Raw genomic sequence first — 17,658 nt, 5'->3', positions numbered from 1 at the left:
ACGGGCAGGATGAGGGCATGAGCCAGGTCAGCGCGGACGTCCCCGAGCAGGGGGTGTCGACCGCCGAGTTCCGGGCGATGTGGCGGCGGCAGGAGCCCTTCTGGCACGGGGCCTTCGCCATCGTGTGGGCCTCGGCGGTCGTCGTCACGGTCCTCGACGAGCGCGGCCCGCACGGACTGTGGCCCTCGGTGCTCCTGCTCGTCGCGATGGCCGTGGCGTACGCGACGCTCGGGGTCCGGGGCATCCGGCAGCAGCAGCGGGCCGGCGTCGCCTACCAGGTCGTCGTGTGGTCCCTCCTCCTGCTGATCCAGCTCGTCGACCCGGGCACCGAGTCGTGGATGCTCTACTTCATCCTCTACCCGCAGATGTGGGCCATGCTCGAGGTCCGGTGGGCGGCGGTCGGGACGCTCCTGTCCCTCGCGGTCTTCGGTGGGGTGCGGTTCTGGCAGAGCGGGTTCGACTCCGATGCCCTCGGGGCCATCCTCATCAGCTCGGTCATCTCGCTCGGCATCTCGACGGCCCTCGGCATCTTCATCAACCGCATCGTCGACGAGGCGAAGAGCCGCGCCGAGACCATCGACGAGCTGCAGGCCACTCAGGCCCGGCTCGCCGCCGTCGAGCGCGACCGCGGCGTGCAGGACGAGCGCGAGCGCATCTCGCGGGAGATCCACGACACCCTCGCGCAGGGGTTCACGTCGGTGGTCACGCTGACCCGCGCGGCCGACGCGGCGCTGGCCCGCGGCGACGTCGCGACGGCCCGCGAGCGGCTCTCGCTCGTCGAGCGGACGGCCGTCGACAACCTCGCGGAGGCGCGGCTCATCGTCGCCGAGCTCACCCCGGGGCACCTGCAGTCGCGCACGCTCGTCGAGGCGATGCAGCGGCTCGGCGACGCCGTGAGCAGCGAGACGGGGATGCGGGCCGAGGTGACGGTGGACGGCGAGCCGGCGCCGCTCGGCGGGGTCGCCGAGGTCGTCCTGCTGCGCACGGCCCAGGAGGCGCTCTCGAACGTCCGGCGGCACGCGTCCGCGGGGCACGTCGCGGTGTCGCTGGCCTACGAGCCCGAGCGGGTCGTCCTCACGGTGTGTGACGACGGCCGCGGGTTCGACACGGGCGCCGACCGCGGCGGCTTCGGCCTCGACGGCGTGCGGGCCCGGGCCGCCCAGGTCGGCGGCGAGGTGGACCTGACGAGCGTGCCCGGCTCGGGTACGACCCTGCGCCTGGAGGTGCCCCGGTGATCCGTCTGCTCGTGGTCGACGACCATCCCGTCGTCCGGGCCGGGATGGTCGCCGTGCTCGGCGAGGAGCCCGACCTCGACGTCGTCGGGGAGGCGGGCAACGGCGCCGAGGCGCTCGCGCTCGTCCCGCGCCTGGAGCCCGACGTCGTCCTCATGGACCTGCGGATGCCCGTGATGGACGGAGCCGAGGCGACCGCCCGGCTGCGCTCGATGCCGTCCGCGCCGCAGGTGCTCGTCCTGACGACCTACGACACCGACGCCGACATCGTCCGGGCCGTGGAGGCCGGGGCGCGGGGGTACCTGCTCAAGGACGCGCCGACGTCGCTGCTCACGGACGCCATCCGGCGGGCGGCGCGCGGCGAGACGGTGCTGGCGCCGCCGGTCGCGGCGCGGCTGGCGGACCGGCTGCGGGCGCCGGCGGTCCCGGACCTCACCGCGCGCGAGGTCGAGGTGCTCGGGCTCGTGGCCCGCGGGCTGTCGAACGCCCAGGTGGGACGGCAGCTCTTCATCGGCGAGGCCACCGTCAAGACGCACCTCCTGCGCGCCTTCGCCAAGCTCGGGGTGCAGGACCGCACGGCGGCGGTCACCGAGGCCCACCGTCGCGGCCTCATCGACCTCGGCTGAGGGCCGCCGCCGGGGCGAGCGGGTCGAGGCTCGAGCGGAACGACCCCTACCGGCCGCTGTCGTTCGCTTTCGATACCGGAGCAACCATGACGAGCGGTCGTAGCGCACCGCTCGTCCCGCTCGCGTCGTGGCTTGGAGCGACCATGACGAGCGGCCGAGGAGTGCCGCTCATCCCAGTTGCTCCGGGATGAGGGGCGAACGACAGCGGTCGTGAGGGACATGCCCTGTGGTCGGGCGCGGCGGGTCGAGGTGACAGGAGACCGCGAGAGGGTCGGGTTTCACCTCGACCGCGTCGATGGTCTGGCGGGTGTCGAGGTGAGAAGGGACCGTCGGAGGGTCGGGTTTCACCTCGACCGGCCGCGCGTGGCGTGGGTCGAGGTATCCGGCCCACGTCTGACGGCGGCCGGATAGCTCGACCGGGCAAGGGGAGCAGCGGGTCGAGGTGACATGGGACCGTCAGGGAGTCGGGTTTCACCTCGACCGCGCGGATGGTCCGGCGGGTCGAGGTGACACGAGACCGTCAGAGGGTCGGGTTTCACCTCGACCCGGTGGGTGGGGCCGGGGTCAGGGGCGCTGCTCGAGCTCGTCGACGACCTCGTCGGACTCCGCGCGCGCCTCGGCCGGCGACATCGCGGCGGCGCGGCGGTGGCGCAGCCACTCGATGACGACCGGCACGACCGAGACGAGCACGATCGCGAGGATGACGACCTCGAGGTTGTCCTTGACGAACGCGACGTTGCCGAGGAAGTGACCGGCGAGGGTCACGACGCCCACCCAGAGCGCGGCGCCGACGGCGGACCAGGTGAAGAAGTGGCGCCGCTCCATCCGGCCGATCCCGGCGACGACCGTGATGTACGTGCGCACGATCGGCACGAACCGCCCGAGCACCAGCGCCTTGGCGCCGTACCGGTCGAAGAACTCCTCGGTCTTGTCGAAGTACTGCCGCTTGATGATCCGCCCGTCCCGGTTGCGCAGCGGCGCCCCGAGCCTGCGGCCCAGCTCGTAGCCGACCACGTTGCCGAGGAAGGCGGCCGCGAACAGCGCCCCCATCGCAACGAAGAGGTTGACCTGGAGCTGGCCGCTCGCGACGAACAGGCCGACGGCGAAGAGGAGCGAGTCCCCCGGCAGGATCGGGAAGAACAGCCCGCACTCGACGAACACGATGGCGAGCGAGATCCAGAAGAACGCCGACCCGTAGGTGTCGAGGAGGTACTGGGGGTCCATCCAGTTGGGCCCGAGGGAGTGCATCACGGCCCCAAGGGTAGGTGCTCCGCCATGACCGCGCGGCCGCTCGACGCTGTGCGCCACCTGTGGCTTCCCGCCGGACGGACCGGGTGGAGCAGCGGGCGACCCTGCGGAAAGCCCCGCGCGGATGGACACCCGCGACGCGATCCGTCCCCCGCGGCTACTCTCGCGCGTGAACGCGCAGGTCCACGGCGCGCCCCCGGAAGAGAGCCCAGCATGACCCGACGTCCTCGCCTCGTCGTCCCCGCCCTCGCGGCCGCCGCCCTCGCGCTCGCCGGCTGCGGCGCCCCCGTCGACGAGCAGCCCGCCGCCTCCGCGACGCCGAGCGGCACCTCGTCCGACCCGCTCGCCGGCTGCACGCCCGACGCGCTGAAGACCCTCACCGCGGGCACGCTGACCGTCGGCACCGACAAGCCGGCCTACGGCCCGTGGTTCGTCGACGACGACCCCTCCAACGGCAAGGGCTACGAGTCGGCCGTCGCGTACGCGATCGCCGACAAGCTCGGCTACGCCGAGGACAAGGTGCAGTGGGCCGTCGTGCCGTTCAACACGGCCATCGCCCCCGGCCCGAAGACCTTCGACCTCGACCTCAACCAGGTCTCGATCAGCGACGACCGCAAGAAGGCCGTCGACTTCTCCTCCGGCTACTACGACGTGCGCCAGACCGTCATCACGTACAAGGGCAGCCCGATCGACGGCAAGACCTCGGTCGCCGACCTCAAGGGCGCCAGGCTCGGCGCCCAGGTGGGGACCACGTCCTATACCGCCGCCACGCAGCAGATCGCCCCCACCGAGCAGGTCGCCGTCTTCGACACCAACGACCTCGCCGTCCAGGCCCTGAAGAACCAGCAGATCGACGGCATCGTCGTCGACCTGCCGACCGGCTTCTACATGACGGCGGCCCAGCTCGACGACGGCGTCATCGTCGGCCAGCTGCCCGCGCAGGGCACGCCCGAGCAGTTCGGCGCCGTGCTCGACAAGGGCAGCTCCCTCACCCCCTGCGTCACCGCCGCCGTCGACGCCCTGCGCGCCGACGGCACGCTCGAGAAGCTCGTCGGCGAGTGGCTCTCGACGCAGGGCGCCCCCGAGCTGAAGTGACCACCCCGGCAGCACCGGCGACGGGGTCCGACGCGCAGCCGTCCGCCCTCGAGCTCGAGCGACGGCGCTACCGCCGCGGCCGGGCGGTGCGGTCGGCCGGCATCTCGGCGGTCTCGACGCTGCTGCTCGTCGGGGTCGTCGTCGCCCTCGTCGTCACCTCGCCCGGGTGGCCGCGCGTCCGCGACACGTTCCTCGACTGGGACAAGGCGGTCGAGTCCTTCCCCGCCGTCGTCGACGGCCTCTGGCTCAACATCCGCGTGATGCTCGCCTGCGGAGTCGTCATCGCCGTCCTCGGCCTGACGCTCGCCGTGATGCGCACCGTCCGCGGCCCGGTCGCGTTCCCGCTGAGGCTCTTCGCGACGGCGTACGTCGACCTCTTCCGCGGCCTGCCGCTGCTCCTCGTCATCTTCGTCCTCGGCTTCGGCGCGCCGGCGCTGCGGCTGTCCGGCCTGCCGTCGTCGGCGCTGTTCTGGGGCGCCTGCGCGCTCGTGCTGTCGTACTCGGCCTACGTGGCGGAGGTCTTCCGCGCCGGCATCGAGTCGGTGCACCCGTCGCAGCGGGCCGCCGCCCGCTCGCTGGGCCTGTCCTACGGGCAGACGATGCGCCACGTGGTCCTCCCGCAGGCCGTCCGCCGGGTCGTGCCGCCGCTGATGAACGACCTCGTCTCGCTCCAGAAGGACTCCGGCCTCATCGCGGTCCTCGGCGTCATCGACGCCATCCGGGCGGCGCAGATCGAGACCGCGCTCGACTTCAACTTCACGCCGTACGTCGTCGCCGGTGCGCTCTTCGTCTGCCTGACCATCCCCATGGCCCGGCTGACCGACCACGTCGCGCGCCGGCAGGGCTTCCACGGCGCGGGAGGGATGCTGTGAGCGAGGTGCTGCGGCTCGAGGGCGTCCGGAAGTCGTTCGGCGAGACCGAGGTCCTGCGCGGCCTCGACCTCTCGGTGCACGAGGGGCAGGTCGTCGTCCTCATCGGCGCGAGCGGCTCGGGCAAGTCGACGCTGCTGCGCTGCGTCAACCTCCTCGAGGTCGTCGACGACGGGCGCATCACCCTCGACGGCGAGGACGTGACCGACCCCCGGGTCGACGCCGATGCCGTCCGCGCCCGGATGGGCGTCGTCTTCCAGGCCTACAACCTCTTCCCCCACCTGTCGGTGCTCGACAACATCACCCTCGCGCCGATCCGGGTCCACAAGGTCGCCAAGGCCGAGGCCAGGGAGCGCGCGATGGCGATGCTCGAGCGGGTCGGCCTGCCCGAGAAGGCCTCCGCCCGCCCCGACGACCTCTCCGGCGGCCAGCAGCAGCGGGTCGCCATCGCCCGGGCCCTGGTCAACCAGCCCCGGCTCATGCTGCTCGACGAGGTCACCTCGGCCCTCGACCCCGAGCTCGTCGGCGAGGTCCTCGACCTCCTGCGCGAGCTCAAGGACGAGGGCATGACGATGGTCCTCAACACCCACGAGGTGGGGTTCGCGCGGCAGGTCGCCGACACCGTGTGCTTCCTCCACGGCGGGGTCGTCCACGAGCAGGGGCCGCCCGAGCAGGTGCTCGGCGACCCGCGCGAGGAGCGGACCCGCCGCTTCCTCGCCCGCGTGCACGCCTAGCCTGCTGCGCGTGGAGGACGAGCGCGAGATCGGGGTCGGGCCCTGGGAGGGGCCGTGGCCGGAGGGCGACCACTGGGACCCCGAGCTGCTGCGTGACGGCGACCGCCGCAACGTCGTCGACCGGTACCGGTACTGGCGGATGGACGCCGTCGTCGCCGACCTCGACACGCGCCGGCACCCGCTGCACGTCGCCATCGAGAACTGGCGCCACGACCTCAACATCGGCTCGGTCGTGCGCACGGCGAACGCCACCAACGTCGCGGCCTTCCACGTCGTCGGCAAGCGCCGCTGGAACCGGCGCGGGGCGATGGTCACCGACCGCTACCAGCACGAGGTGCACCACCCCGACGCGGCGGCGCTCGCGGCCTGGGCCGCGACGGCGGGGGAGGACGGCGCACCGCTGCCGCTCGTCGGCGTCGACAACGTGCCGGGGTCGGTGCCGCTCGAGACGTACGACCTGCCGCGGGCCTGCGTCCTCGTCCTCGGTCAGGAGGGGGCCGGGCTGACCCCGCAGATGCAGCAGGTGTGCGACGTCGTCCTGTACATCGCCCAGTTCGGCTCGACCCGGTCGGTCAACGCCGGCGCGGCCGCCGCCGTCGCGATGCACGCGTGGGTGCGTCGGCACGTCTTCGACCAGCACCCGTCGGCGTAGCTCGCCGCCGGTGTGCAGGAATCGACACATTCGTCAGTTTCTGTACGGGCTGGGTGACCGGGCCCACGGAATAGCGCCGGGGCGGAGGTCGCTGACTCCTCGGTGACCACCCCCACGCTCTCCGTCCTCGACCTCGCGCCGGTCCGCTCCGACCAGAGCACCGCTGACGCGCTCGCCGCCACCCGCGCCCTCGCCCGGGTCGCCGACGAGCACGGTTACCACCGCTACTGGCTCGCCGAGCACCACAACATGCCGGCCGTCGCCGCGACCAACCCGCCGGTGCTCGCCGCGATGGTCGCCGCCGCCACCGAGCGCATCCGGGTCGGGTCGGGCGGCGTCATGCTGCCCAACCACGCCCCGCTCGTCGTCGCCGAGCAGTTCGCCCTGCTCGAGGCCGCCTTCCCCGGCCGTGTCGACCTCGGTCTCGGCCGCGCCCCCGGTACCGACCCGGTGACGGCGTGGGCGCTGCGCAGCGGCGGCGGGGGCGTCGAGGCGGACGCCGCCGAGCGCTTCCCCGACCACGTCGACACCGTCCTCGCGATGATGTCGCCCGACGGCGTCGGCCTGCGCCTGGCCTCCGGCGACCACGTCCTCAAGGCCACGCCGCGGGCGACCTCGGTCCCCACCGTGTGGCTCCTCGGCTCGTCCGACTTCTCGGCCCGGCTCGCCGCCTCCCGCGGCCTGCCCTACGTCTTCGCGCACCACTTCTCCGGCCGCGGGACGGCGGAGGCGCTGGCCCTCTACCGCGAGCAGTACCAGCCCTCCGAGGCGCACCCCGAGCCCCGCACCCTCCTCACCGTCAACGTCGTCGTCGCCCCCACCGCCGAGGAGGCGCAGCGGCTCGCCCTGCCCAACGTCCGCTCGATGGTGGCGCTGCGCACCGGCCAGCGCCTCGCCGCTCAGCTGCTCGTCGAGGAGGCCGAGGCGCTCGACGTCCCCGCGGCCCACGAGGCCCTCGGCACCGAGATGGTCGGCCGCTGGGTCGTCGGCGCCCCGGACGAGGCCGCCGCGCAGGTGCGCGACCTCGCGCAGACCTTCGGCGTCGACGAGGTGATGGTCCACCCGGTGGCGGGCGCCGTCGCCGGCACGCCGGCCGACCGGGCCCCGGCCCGTGAGGAGACCCTCCGGCTGCTCGCCGGCGCCCTCGCCTGAGGGGTCGTCGACGGGGTATCCGGCGCGCCGACGGGAAAAGTCCGGTAGACCTGTCGAGGTCGGTCCGTCCCGCGCGTCATGGGGGTGAGGCCGCACCCGGCGGCCCGCAGTCCCGAAGGAGACCCCGATGCCCGAGTACGTCGTCCTCATCGTCGGTGACGCCGACCGCTGGTGGACCACCATGGACGCCGAGCAGCGCACCGCCGGCTACGCCGAGTACGGCCGCTTCGCCCAGCAGCTGACCGAGCGCGGCCACCGCATCACGGGCGGCGCCGAGCTGCACGCGACGAGCGAGGCCAAGCGCATCCCGGGGGGTGGCGGCCCCGTGACCGACGGGCCGTTCACCGAGACCGCCGAGCAGGTCGGTGGCTTCTACCAGGTCGAGTCCGACGACCTCGACGACCTGCTCGACTGCTGCCGCATCATCGCGGCCCTCGGCGACACCGTCGAGGTGCGTCGCACGGTGCAGCCCGAGGACCGGCCCGCGTGAGCCGCCACCTGGTCCTCCTGCCGGCGCCCGAGGCCGAGTGGGCCCAGCTGCCGCCCGAGGAGCACGAGAGGGGGATGCGCAGCCACCAGCAGTTCCACCGTGACCTCGCGGACGGCGGCCACCGCATCCTCGCGGTCTCGCCGCTCACGCCGTCCGAGCGAGCGCTCTCGATGCGGCCCGACGGCTCCGGTGGCGTGCTCGTCACCGACGGCCCGTTCACCGAGTCGGTCGAGCAGGTCGTCGGCTTCTACCTCCTCGACACCGAGGACCGGGCCGACCTCGTGCGCATCTGCACCGAGTTCGCCGCGCGCGGCGAGCTCATCGAGCTCCGCGACATGGTGGCCGGCACCGGTCAGCAGGACGACGGGCCGGTGACGTCGTGAAGCGGTACGTCGTCCTCGTCGCCTACGAGCCGGCCGCCTGGGCCGACGCCACGCCCGAGGTGCGCCGGGGGTACTCCGACGCGCACCACGCGTTCGAGCGCTACGTCGAAGAGCACGGTCGGCGCCTCTCCGGGGCCCCGCTCGCGGATGCCGAGACCGCCACGACCCTGGGTCCCGGCACGGGCGCGGACCGCGTCGTCACCGACGGGCCGTTCGTCGAGCTGGCCGAGCAGGTCGGCGGCTACTACGACGTCGAGCTCCCCGACCTCGACGCCGCCATCGCCGCGGCCCGGCTCCTGCCGAGCGCGTACACCGTCGAGATCCGCCCCGTCGTCGAGATCCCGGACCACACCCCGCTGTGACGGCCGACGAGGTCCTCGCGGCGACGGTCCGGGACGAGTGGGGGCGCCTCGTGGCGCTCCTCCTCGGCCAGTTCCGCCGCCTCGACCTCGCCGAGGACGCCCTCGGGGACGCCGTCGAGTCGGCCGCCCGCCGGTGGCCGGCCGACGGCGCCCCTGACAAGCCCGCCGCCTGGCTGCTCACCGCGGCCCGGCGCCGGGTGCTCGACCGGCTGCGCGGGGAGGCGATGGCCGCCCGCAAGGAGCCGTTGCTCGTCGTCGAGGCCGAGCGCGGGACAGGAGGAGGGGCGATGGTCGACCCCGGGGTCTCGTCGAGGACGACCGGCTGCGCCTGGTCCTGCTCTGCTGCCACCCGGCCCTCGGGCCCGAGGTCGCGAGTGCGCTCGCGCTGCGGCTCGTCGTCGGCGTCTCGACGGCCGACATCGCGCGCCTCTTCCTCGTGCCGGAGCCGACGGTGGCGGCGCGGATCACGCGCGGCAAGAAGAAGATCGTCGCCGCGGGCATCCCCTATGCGGTGCCCGGCCGCGGCGACCTCCCCGGGCGGCTGCGCGTCGTCGCGCAGGTGGCCTACCTCGCGTTCACGGCGGGCTACGCGCCGGGCTCGGGCCCGGACCTGCTGCGGGCGGACCTCGCCGGCGAGGCCGTCCGCCTCGTGCGGGTGACCCACGCACTCGTGCCCGACGAGCCCGTGCTGCGCGCGCTCCTCGCGCTCGTCCTGCTCCAGCACTCGCGGCGCGACGCGCGGGTCGACGCGGAGGGCGGGCTCGTCCTCCTGCCCGACCAGGACCGTGGGCTGTGGCACCACGGCGAGGTCGCCGAGGCGGTCGACCTGCTCGCCGGGGTGGCGCCGAGCCCCGACCCGCTCGTCGAGTCCTACCGGCTCCAGGCCCTCGTCGCTGCGGAGCACGCCCTCGCGCCGACCTCCGCCGCCACGCGCTGGGACCGCATCTGCGAGGCCTACGCGGCTCTGCTGCAGGTCAACCCGTCGCCCAGCGCCCGGCTCGCCGCGGCCGTGGCTCTGTCCGAGAGGGACGGTCCCAGGGCCGGGCTCGCCGCGCTCGACGGCCTCGACGAGGCCCTCGCCGGCAGCCACCGGCTCGCCGCGGTCCGCGCCGAGCTGCTGGCCCGCGCCGGGGACGACGCGGCGCTCGCCGCGTTCGACGAGGCGATCCGGCTGTGCGGCAACGACGTCGAGCGCGCCCACCTGCTTACCCGGCGCGAGGCCGTCGCCGCCGGGTGACGCGCGAGGACCCGCCGGGGCAGGGCACCGCCTCCCCCGCCGCGGGAGGGTGCCCGGCCCCGACGGGCCTGCGCCGGGGTCGACGAGCGTCAGGCAGCGCCGCTCGTCGCGACGGCCGTCGCCGGGAGCACGACCGAGAGCCGGCCGGCCCCGTACCCCGAGACCGTGACGACCATGTCGTCGCGGGTCAGTGAGCCGTCCATCGGTGCGAGCACCTCCGGCGGCGGGGCCGCGTTGAACCACACGCGGCCGAGCCTGACGTGCGGTCCTCCGCCGCCGTTGAACAGCGAGGTGAAGACGTTGAGCGCCTCCGAGAAGGCGGTTGACGACGATTCGGTCAAGAAGCGCGCAAGCCACGGTCCGTCCGCCGGCCCGGTCGTCCCACGGGCCACATCGGCACCGTCCTGCACGACGAGCGACGAATTCCGTCGCCGGAATGACGATTTCCGTCAGAAGGCATGGACATCCGGCTCCGGACGGCGCACACTGGGCTCGCGCAGGGACGGAAACCGCAGGGGGTTTCCCAACCGACACGACGGAGGCCTCGGCCTCCTGGCGGACGACTCCGGTGCAGGGACCGGGCGAGACCGCTGACGGGGCGGCACCGACATCGGTGCCGCCCCGTTCGTCGTGCGCGGGGTGGCCGGTCCCACTACCCGTGGGTACGGACAGGCTCGCGCGGCGCCGCGCGGATGGTGGAAGGATCGGGGGCGTAGGGCCACCACCACGTCACGAGGAGAACACCGTGCCCATCGCAACGCCCGAGGTCTACGCCGACATGCTCGACCGGGCCAAGAACGGCTCGTTCGCCTACCCGGCCATCAACATCACGTCGAGCTCGACGATCACGGCCGCGATCCGCGGGTTCGCCGAGGCCGGCTCCGACGGCATCATCCAGGTCTCGACCGGCGGCGGCGAGTACGCCTCCGGCTCGACCGTCAAGGACATGGTCACCGGCGCCAAGGCGCTCGCCGCCTACGCCGAGGAGGTCGCGAAGAACTACCCGGTCAACATCGCGCTGCACACCGACCACTGCCCGAAGGACAAGCTCGACACCTTCGTCCGGCCGCTGCTCGCCGCCTCGGCCGAGCGCGTCAAGGCCGGGGGCCTGCCTATCTTCCAGTCGCACATGTGGGACGGCTCGGCCGTGCCGCTCGACGAGAACCTGCGCATCGCCGAGGACCTCCTCGCGCAGTGCAAGGCCGCGAAGGTCATCCTCGAGATCGAGGTCGGCGTCGTCGGCGGCGAGGAGGACGGCGTCGAGAACGCCATCAACGACAAGCTGTACTCCACCCCGGACGACGCGGTCGCCACCGTGCGCGCGCTGGGCTCGGGCGAGAACGGCTACTACATGACCGCGCTGACCTTCGGCAACGTGCACGGCGTCTACAAGCCGGGCAACGTCAAGCTGCGCCCCGAGGTCCTCAAGGCCGCCCAGGACGCCGCCGCCTCCGAGCTCGGCCTCGACGCCGGCAGCAAGCCCTTCCACCTCGTCTTCCACGGCGGCTCGGGCTCGCTCCCGCAGGAGATCTCGGACGCGGTCGACTACGGCGTCGTCAAGATGAACGTCGACACCGACACGCAGTACGCGTACACCCGCCCGGTCGCCGACTGGATGCTGCGCCACTACGACGGCGTCCTCAAGATCGACGGCGAGGTCGGCAACAAGAAGCAGTACGACCCCCGTGCGTGGGGCAAGGAGGCCGAGGCCGGGATGGCGCAGCGCGTCGTCGAGGCCTGCCAGAACCTCCGCTCCGCCGGGACGCACCAGGGCTGAGCCCGCACCCACCGCAGCACCCGCACCTCCCTCCTCGCGGTTCACCCCGTCGAGTGAGCAGAACACGCCGTCCGGACCCATGTCCGGGCGGCGTGTTCTGCTCACTCGACGGGTGGGTGGGCCCCTCTGACGGCGGACGGGGGCGGCTAGCGTGGGGCCATGAGCACGAGCGACCTCCTCGGCATCCCGCCGACCCACCTGCCCGACGACCCCGCGGCCCGGCCGCTCGAGGACGGGGTCGCCCCCGACCAGGTGGCCGCCGCCCAGCCCGCCTCGTCCCTCGCGTGGGCGGTGCTCGCCGAGGACGCCCTCGCCGACGACCGCGTCGTCGAGGCCTACGCGTACGCGCGCACCGGCTACCACCGCGGTCTCGACGCGCTGCGGCGCAGCGGGTGGCGCGGCCAGGGCCCGGTGCCGTGGGAGCACGAGCCCAACCGCGGCTTCCTGCGCGCCCTCGCCGTGCTGGCGAAGGCGGCCGGGGCCATCGGCGAGGAGGAGGAGCGGCACCGCTGCGCCGAGTTCCTTCGCGCCTCGAGCGCGACCGGGGCGCGCGAGCTGGGGCTCTGACCCGCCGCCGCGCCGAGTCCCGCTGCGCGGCGTCCCCGCACCCGCGGAACCGGACGAGGGCCCGGCTGTCGTCGACACCCGGGCCCTGCCCGCCGCCGAGTCGCACCACCGGGTGCTGCGCGCTCCGCTCTCGCACGGAACGCTCGTCGCCCGGTGGTCCCCTGCGTCCGCGGCTGCGTTCGTCCATCGTGCCCGGTCGCTCGTGTGACGTGCGACACTAGGCGGTCAGTGGCAGCAAACGGCCACGTCAGGGGCGTGCAGGGGTGTGCGCCGATCGTCGGGGGGCACCGTGGTCGACCACGAGGACGGCAGGATGATGCTCCTGCTCGAGGAGCATCTGCGGCGCGAGCGCGAGCGCACCGAGTCGCGCCAGCGCGAGCTCGACGAGGCGGCGGGGCTGCTCGCCGAGGTCACGTCGCGCACGCTCGGTGCGCTGGACATGCGGGTCGAGCCGCTCGCCGGGTCCGTGTCGCCGGCCGTGGTCAACCACCTCCTGCGCGAGAGCCGCGGGATGGTCCGCAACTTCGTGCTGACCGTGGAGCGCGGGCCGGCGCTCGACGAGTCGACGGTGCGGGCCAACCGCGAGCGCATCGAGCGGGGTGACACGCAGCGGGCCATCTACCCGGCGGACGTCCTGACGACGCTCGCCGGCCAGCGCTGGCTGGGGGTGTGGGCCGAGGCCGGCGAGGACCAGCGGCTGCTGCCCGCGACCGCGACCGAGTTCGCCGTCTTCGGCGAGAGCGCGGTCGTCGCGCTCGGCGGCTGGGACGACCCGGACTCGGGGTACGTGCTGCTGCGCGACCCCCTGGTCGTGCGCCTCTACACGGACTACTTCGACCTCGCGTGGCGGTACGCGTCGCCGGTGCCGCGGGGCGGGGCTGCGGGGGGTGACGACGACCCCCGGCTCGTCGAGCTGCTCGGGCTGGGCATCAAGGACGAGGCCATCGCCCGCCACCTCGGGGTGAGCCTGCGGACGGTCCGGCGCCGGGTGTCGCGCCTCATGGCCGTCAACGGCGTCGACTCGCGCTTCCAGCTGGGGTGGGTGCTCGCCGAACGGCGCCGCTGACCGTCCGGCCACCGCGTCGCGGTAGGGTGGGGTGGACGAGGCCCCGGCGCGATCCGCGAGGGGCCTTCTCCGCGCCGGGGCACGGCCGTCCCGGACGCACCACGTGTCGGAAGGAGCCGGGATGCCGGCGATCGTGCTGGTCGGAGCCCAATGGGGCGACGAGGGCAAGGGCAAGGCGACCGACCTCATGGGCACCGACGTCGACTACGTCGTGAAGTTCAACGGGGGCAACAACGCGGGCCACACGGTGGTCATCGCGGGCGAGGACGGGACGCGCGAGAAGTACGCGCTGCACCTCCTGCCGTCGGGCATCCTCACGCCGACGGTGACCCCGGTCATCGGCAACGGCGTCGTCATCGACCTCGAGGTGCTCTTCCAGGAGCTCGACGGGCTCGAGGCGCGCGGGGTCGACACCTCCAAGCTCGTCGTGTCGTCCAACGCCCACGTCATCGCGCCGTACAACCGGACGCTCGACAAGGTCACCGAGCGCTTCCTCGGCAAGCGCAAGATCGGCACGACCGGGCGCGGCATCGGTCCGACGTACGCCGACAAGATGAACCGCATCGGCATCCGCGTCCAGGACCTGTTCGACGAGGGCATCCTGCGCCAGAAGGTCGAGGCCGCCCTGGGTTTCAAGAACCAGGTGCTCGTGAAGATCTACAACACGCGCGCCGTCGACGTCGACCTCGTCGTCGAGGAGCTGCTCGGGTACGCCGAGCGGCTGCGGCCGATGGTCGCCGACACCACGCTCGTCCTCGAGAAGGCGCTCGACGCGGGCGCGAACGTGCTGCTCGAGGCCGGCCAGGCGACGCTGCTCGACGTCGACCACGGCACCTACCCGTTCGTCACCTCGTCGTCGGCGACCGCCGGTGGCGCGTGCACCGGCTCCGGCATCCCGCCGACGCGGGTGTCGCGGGTCATCGCCATCCTCAAGGCGTACACGACGCGGGTCGGCGAGGGTCCCTTCCCGACGGAGCTGTTCGACGACGACGGCGAGACGCTGCGCAAGACCGGCGCCGAGTACGGCACGACGACCGGCCGGCCGCGGCGCTGCGGGTGGGTCGACACCGTCATCGGCCGCTACGCGACCCGCGTCAACGGGGTGACCGACTTCGTCATCACCAAGCTCGACGTGCTCACCGGGTTCGAGCAGGTGCCGGTGTGCGTGGCCTACGAGGTCGACGGTGTGCGGCACGACGAGATGCCGGTGTCGCAGAGCGACTTCCACCACGCGAAGCCGGTGTACGAGATGCTTGACGGCTGGTGGGAGGACATCTCGGGGTGCCGGACCTTCGAGGAGCTGCCCGAGGCGGCGCAGCGCTACGTGCTGCGCGTCGAGGAGCTCATCGGGGCGCGGGTGTCGGCGATCGGCGTCGGCCCCGGTCGGCACGAGATCATCCAGCGGCACGCCCTCCTGGACTGAGCGCCACCGGGTCTGCCCGACGACGCCCCCTCCCGCCGAGCGCGGCCGAGGGGGCGTCGTCGTCGGTGGCCCGGGGTGAGGCGAGCGCCGGGGCGGGGTGAGGTGCGCGGCGGGCCGGAGCCATGGTGTGCTCTCCCGGACTCCATGCGCCGAGGAAGGTTTCCCTTCCACCCGGCAAGGTTTCCCTTCCACGAGCAAGCACCTGGGCTGGAGTGCGCCACCGGGCCGACCTGATCTCGCTGTGCCGTGGTCCCATCGTGCTGCCGGGGTGCTGTGGCGGGTCGGCAGGGCGAGGTCGGGGCGGCAGGGCGAGGTCAGGGCGGCACGGCGCGGATCCCTTGCGTCCCGGAAGGTTTCCCTTGCGCGGTGGAAGGGGTGGTTTCGGAGTGGAAGGGACACCTTGCCCAGTGGGAGGTAAACCTTCCGCAGCGCATGGAGGCTGGGAGAGCACACCGTGCCGCCCCGCCCCGCCAGGCCCGGCCTCGAACCTCAGGCGGGGCGCAGGACGTGCATCCGGTGGGCCGCCCGGGTCAGGACGACGTAGAGCACGCGCACCCCGCCCGGCGACTCCTCGGTGATCGCGTCGGGGTCGAGGACGACGGTCGCGTCCCACTCCAGGCCCTTGGTCGACAGCGGGTCGATGACCTGCACCCGCCCCTCGCCGGCCCCGTCGAGCACCGCCGCCCGCTGCGCCCACCGCTGCGGCGTGATGACGGCGATCGACCCGTCGACCTCGCCGAGCAGCGTCTCCACCGCTCCGCGCGCCTCGTCCACCAGCGACTCCGCCACCACGCGGTCGACCGGGCGCACCCCGGTCTCGCGCACGGCGTCGGGGATGTCGGCGTCGGGGACGAGCGGCAGGATGACGTCGCGCGCGTGGTCGAAGATCTCGCGGGCGTTGCGGTAGTTGGTGTCCATGTGGAACATCCGGCGCTCGAGCCCGGCGAAGGCCTCCTCGCGCGCCCGACCGGCCTCGGCGAGGTCCGGCCACGACGCCTGCGCCGCGTCGCCGACCACGGTCCACGACGCCGTGCGGCCCCGCCGCGCCACCATCCGCCACTGCATCGGCGAGAGGTCCTGCGCCTCGTCGACGAGCACGTGCGCGTACGCCGCGGCCCGCTCGATGCGGCCGGCCATCAGCCGCGCCCGCGCGTCACCCGGCGCGAGCACCGCCCGGGTGTCGGTGCCCGGCGCCCGCCCGAGCCCGATGCGCACGTCCTGCACACCGTAGGACTGCAGGTCGTCGAGCTCCTCGATGTCGTAGAAGCCCTGCTCCTCGCGCGTCACCTCGGGCACCGCCCCGAGCCGCGCGAGCAGGTCGTCGACGAGCGGCACGTCGGCCACCGACCACTCGCCGGTCGCGACGGCCTCGCGGTACGACGCCGCGAGCGCGGCCGCGTCGCCCTGCGACAGCACCCCGCGCCCGACCCGGTAAGCGTTCTCGGTGTCGGTGAGCGTCAGCAGCACCTCGCGCGGGTCGAGCGGGCGCCACCACGCGGCGACGAACTCGTCGACGGCGCGCGAGTCCTCGAAGGCGCCGAGGAAGTCCGAGCGCTCGCCCTGGCGCACCGTGCGCCACGCGGCCTCGGCCAGCGCGGCCCGCGCGGCGGCGGCCCCGAGGTTGTGCTGGTGGGTGCGCAGCACCTCCGAACGCACCCGGCGCAGGGCCTCCTCGTCGAGCCGGACGGCGTGCCCGGCGACGAACGCGCGGAAGGTGGTCGGCGCCCCGACCGGCGCCCGCGAGGCCAGCCGACCCAGCACCCGCCGGATGCGCAGCGACCCCTTGACCGCGGCGACCTCGGGGGAGTCCAGCCGCACGGCCGTCATCCCGTCGACGACGTCACCGAGCGCGCGCAGCGCCACCGACTCCTCGCCGAGGGAGGGCAGCACCCGCTCGATGTACGCCGTGTACGCCGACGATGGCCCGATGACGAGGATCCCGCCGTGCTCGAAGCGCCGCCGCTCGGCGTAGAGCAGATAGGCCGCCCGGTGCAGCGCGACGACGGTCTTGCCCGTGCCGGGGCCGCCGGTGATCTCGGTGACGCCGCGGGAGGGGGCGCGGATGGCCTCGTCCTGGTGGCGCTGGATGGTCGCGACGATGTCGCGCATCTGCCGGCCGCGGCTGCGGGTCAGGGCGGCCATCAGCGCGCCGTCGCCGACGACGACGATGTCGTCCGGCGCCTCGGGGACCATGAGGTCGTCCTCGACCCCGACGACCTGGGCGCCGCGGCAGCGCAGCACCCGCCGGCGCACGACCCCCATCGGGTCGACCGGTGTCGCCCGGTAGAACGCCGCGGCGGCCGGGGCACGCCAGTCGACGACGAGGGGCTCGTAGTCGTCGTCGCGCACACCGAGGCGACCGATGTGCCGGACCTCGCGCTCGGCGGCGGTCGAGTCCTCGGAGCCGAGGTCGAGTCGGCCGAAGACGAGGCCCTCGTACTGCGTGTCGATCATCGCCCGGCGGCGCGCGGCCGCGAAGACGAGGGCGTCGCGCTCGAACAGCCCGGTCAGCTCCTCGTCGCGCACGTCACCGGTCCGGTCGGTGCGCCCGCGGGCCATCCCGTCCGCCTCGACGTCGCGGGCGCGCCCGCTGGCCTTCTCGAGCTCGGCGTAGACGCGGTCGACGTGCGCCTGCTCGGTCGCGATCTCGCGCTCGACGTCGGGGGAGGCCTCGGGCTGGCCCGGGTGGTGCGTGGTCACGGAGCCGCGGTCTCCTCGCAGGATCGGCTGGGCACGGAACTCACC

18 protein-coding genes and 1 pseudogene are annotated in these 17,658 nt (G+C 73.8%); 16 read left to right on the top strand and 3 right to left on the bottom strand.

Annotated elements, in window-relative coordinates; translation table 11 throughout:
* Positions 1 to 17 precede the first annotated feature (17 nt).
* Together LG324_RS19510 and LG324_RS19505 are read left to right on the top strand one after the other, a co-directional pair.
* The gene (locus LG324_RS19510; RefSeq protein ID WP_404350566.1) at positions 18 to 1,235 is read left to right on the top strand and encodes a sensor histidine kinase; all 1,218 of its coding nucleotides are present in this window, start codon (positions 18 to 20) and stop codon (positions 1,233 to 1,235) included.
* Positions 1,232 to 1,858, top strand: coding sequence for a response regulator transcription factor (locus LG324_RS19505; RefSeq protein WP_030526413.1), 627 nt, complete (start codon positions 1,232 to 1,234; stop codon positions 1,856 to 1,858). Before LG324_RS19510 ends, LG324_RS19505 begins: the two co-directional genes overlap by 4 nt.
* A 564-nt stretch (positions 1,859 to 2,422) precedes the next feature.
* On the opposite strand, the gene LG324_RS19500 is transcribed toward LG324_RS19505, so the two are convergent.
* A complete protein-coding gene (locus LG324_RS19500) occupies positions 2,423 to 3,106 on the bottom strand; it encodes a DedA family protein (RefSeq protein WP_030526414.1) in 684 nt (227 codons plus the stop codon).
* Positions 3,107 to 3,319: 213 nt separating this feature from the next.
* Between LG324_RS19500 and LG324_RS19495 the strand changes: the two genes are divergently transcribed.
* The 10 genes and pseudogenes from LG324_RS19495 (at position 3,320) to LG324_RS19450 (ending at position 10,080) form a co-directional block, all read left to right on the top strand.
* A complete protein-coding gene (locus tag LG324_RS19495) occupies positions 3,320 to 4,201 on the top strand; it encodes an ABC transporter substrate-binding protein (RefSeq protein WP_207022302.1) in 882 nt (293 codons plus the stop codon).
* Positions 4,198 to 5,073, top strand: coding sequence for an amino acid ABC transporter permease (locus tag LG324_RS19490; RefSeq protein ID WP_030526416.1), 876 nt, complete (start codon positions 4,198 to 4,200; stop codon positions 5,071 to 5,073). Before LG324_RS19495 ends, LG324_RS19490 begins: the two co-directional genes overlap by 4 nt.
* Positions 5,070 to 5,804, top strand: coding sequence for an amino acid ABC transporter ATP-binding protein (locus tag LG324_RS19485; RefSeq protein WP_404350563.1), 735 nt, complete (start codon positions 5,070 to 5,072; stop codon positions 5,802 to 5,804). Before LG324_RS19490 ends, LG324_RS19485 begins: the two co-directional genes overlap by 4 nt.
* A 10-nt stretch (positions 5,805 to 5,814) precedes the next feature.
* Entirely contained in the window at positions 5,815 to 6,456 is a 642-nt protein-coding gene (locus LG324_RS19480; protein ID WP_404350561.1) for a TrmH family RNA methyltransferase, read from the top strand.
* Positions 6,457 to 6,558: 102 nt separating this feature from the next.
* Positions 6,559 to 7,608, top strand: a complete 1,050-nt coding sequence (locus tag LG324_RS19475) for an LLM class flavin-dependent oxidoreductase (RefSeq protein WP_404350559.1) — start codon at positions 6,559 to 6,561, stop codon at positions 7,606 to 7,608.
* Positions 7,609 to 7,735: 127 nt separating this feature from the next.
* Positions 7,736 to 8,098, top strand: a complete 363-nt coding sequence (locus LG324_RS19470) for a YciI family protein (protein ID WP_404350557.1) — start codon at positions 7,736 to 7,738, stop codon at positions 8,096 to 8,098.
* Positions 8,095 to 8,481 carry a YciI family protein gene (locus LG324_RS19465; RefSeq protein ID WP_404350555.1) on the top strand — a complete coding sequence of 129 codons (387 nt, stop codon included), beginning with the start codon at positions 8,095 to 8,097 and terminating at the stop codon, positions 8,479 to 8,481. Before LG324_RS19470 ends, LG324_RS19465 begins: the two co-directional genes overlap by 4 nt.
* Entirely contained in the window at positions 8,478 to 8,843 is a 366-nt protein-coding gene (locus LG324_RS19460; RefSeq protein WP_055816774.1) for a YciI family protein, read from the top strand. The genes LG324_RS19465 and LG324_RS19460 overlap by 4 nt, the downstream gene beginning before the upstream one ends.
* 169 nt (positions 8,844 to 9,012) lie before the next feature.
* A pseudogene (locus tag LG324_RS19455) lies at positions 9,013 to 9,270 on the top strand (hypothetical protein); the annotation flags it as partial.
* A gap of 9 nt (positions 9,271 to 9,279) precedes the next feature.
* Positions 9,280 to 10,080, top strand: coding sequence for an RNA polymerase sigma factor (locus tag LG324_RS19450; RefSeq protein ID WP_404350552.1), 801 nt, complete (start codon positions 9,280 to 9,282; stop codon positions 10,078 to 10,080).
* Positions 10,081 to 10,169: 89 nt separating this feature from the next.
* On the opposite strand, the gene LG324_RS19445 is transcribed toward LG324_RS19450, so the two are convergent.
* Positions 10,170 to 10,421 (bottom strand): hypothetical protein, encoded by a 252-nt coding sequence (locus LG324_RS19445; protein ID WP_404350550.1) that lies wholly within the window; start codon positions 10,419 to 10,421, stop codon positions 10,170 to 10,172.
* A gap of 404 nt (positions 10,422 to 10,825) precedes the next feature.
* Between LG324_RS19445 and fbaA the strand changes: the two genes are divergently transcribed.
* From fbaA to LG324_RS19425, 4 genes are all read left to right on the top strand, one after another.
* On the top strand, positions 10,826 to 11,857 hold the full coding sequence (gene fbaA / locus LG324_RS19440) for a class II fructose-bisphosphate aldolase (protein ID WP_404350548.1): 1,032 nt from the start codon (positions 10,826 to 10,828) through the stop codon (positions 11,855 to 11,857).
* A 159-nt stretch (positions 11,858 to 12,016) separates the two neighbouring features.
* Positions 12,017 to 12,424 (top strand): DUF3151 domain-containing protein, encoded by a 408-nt coding sequence (locus LG324_RS19435; RefSeq protein ID WP_030526426.1) that lies wholly within the window; start codon positions 12,017 to 12,019, stop codon positions 12,422 to 12,424.
* A gap of 313 nt (positions 12,425 to 12,737) precedes the next feature.
* Positions 12,738 to 13,490: a hypothetical protein gene (locus tag LG324_RS19430; protein WP_051750006.1), complete on the top strand. Its 753-nt coding sequence runs from the start codon at positions 12,738 to 12,740 to the stop codon at positions 13,488 to 13,490.
* Between the two features lie 121 nt (positions 13,491 to 13,611).
* Positions 13,612 to 14,913 (top strand): adenylosuccinate synthase, encoded by a 1,302-nt coding sequence (locus tag LG324_RS19425; protein ID WP_030526428.1) that lies wholly within the window; start codon positions 13,612 to 13,614, stop codon positions 14,911 to 14,913.
* A 489-nt stretch (positions 14,914 to 15,402) separates the two neighbouring features.
* Here LG324_RS19425 and LG324_RS19420 read toward each other — a convergent pair whose 3' ends face one another.
* Positions 15,403 to 17,613 carry a HelD family protein gene (locus LG324_RS19420; protein ID WP_404350546.1) on the bottom strand — a complete coding sequence of 737 codons (2,211 nt, stop codon included), beginning with the start codon at positions 17,611 to 17,613 and terminating at the stop codon, positions 15,403 to 15,405.
* Positions 17,614 to 17,658 lie beyond the last annotated feature (45 nt).

It is taken from the genome of Phycicoccus jejuensis (genome assembly GCF_044797865.1).
GTDB lineage: Bacteria > Actinomycetota > Actinomycetes > Actinomycetales > Dermatophilaceae > Phycicoccus > Phycicoccus jejuensis.
The sequence above is the reverse complement of the archived record's forward strand: the minus strand, read 5'-3'. Positions and strand labels throughout refer to the sequence as shown.

Excerpts from the sequence above, each read along its gene's own strand:
- LG324_RS19430 (WP_051750006.1), top strand. The coding sequence starts at position 12,738 with ATGATGCTCCTGCTCGAGGAGCATCTGCGGCGCGAGCGCGAGCGCACC.
- LG324_RS19500 (WP_030526414.1), bottom strand. The coding sequence starts at position 3,106 with ATGCACTCCCTCGGGCCCAACTGGATGGACCCCCAGTACCTCCTCGAC.
- LG324_RS19470 (WP_404350557.1), top strand. The coding sequence starts at position 7,736 with ATGCCCGAGTACGTCGTCCTCATCGTCGGTGACGCCGACCGCTGGTGG.
- LG324_RS19495 (WP_207022302.1), top strand. The coding sequence starts at position 3,320 with ATGACCCGACGTCCTCGCCTCGTCGTCCCCGCCCTCGCGGCCGCCGCC.
- LG324_RS19425 (WP_030526428.1), top strand. The coding sequence starts at position 13,612 with ATGCCGGCGATCGTGCTGGTCGGAGCCCAATGGGGCGACGAGGGCAAG.
- LG324_RS19435 (WP_030526426.1), top strand. The coding sequence starts at position 12,017 with ATGAGCACGAGCGACCTCCTCGGCATCCCGCCGACCCACCTGCCCGAC.
- LG324_RS19510 (WP_404350566.1), top strand. The coding sequence starts at position 18 with ATGAGCCAGGTCAGCGCGGACGTCCCCGAGCAGGGGGTGTCGACCGCC.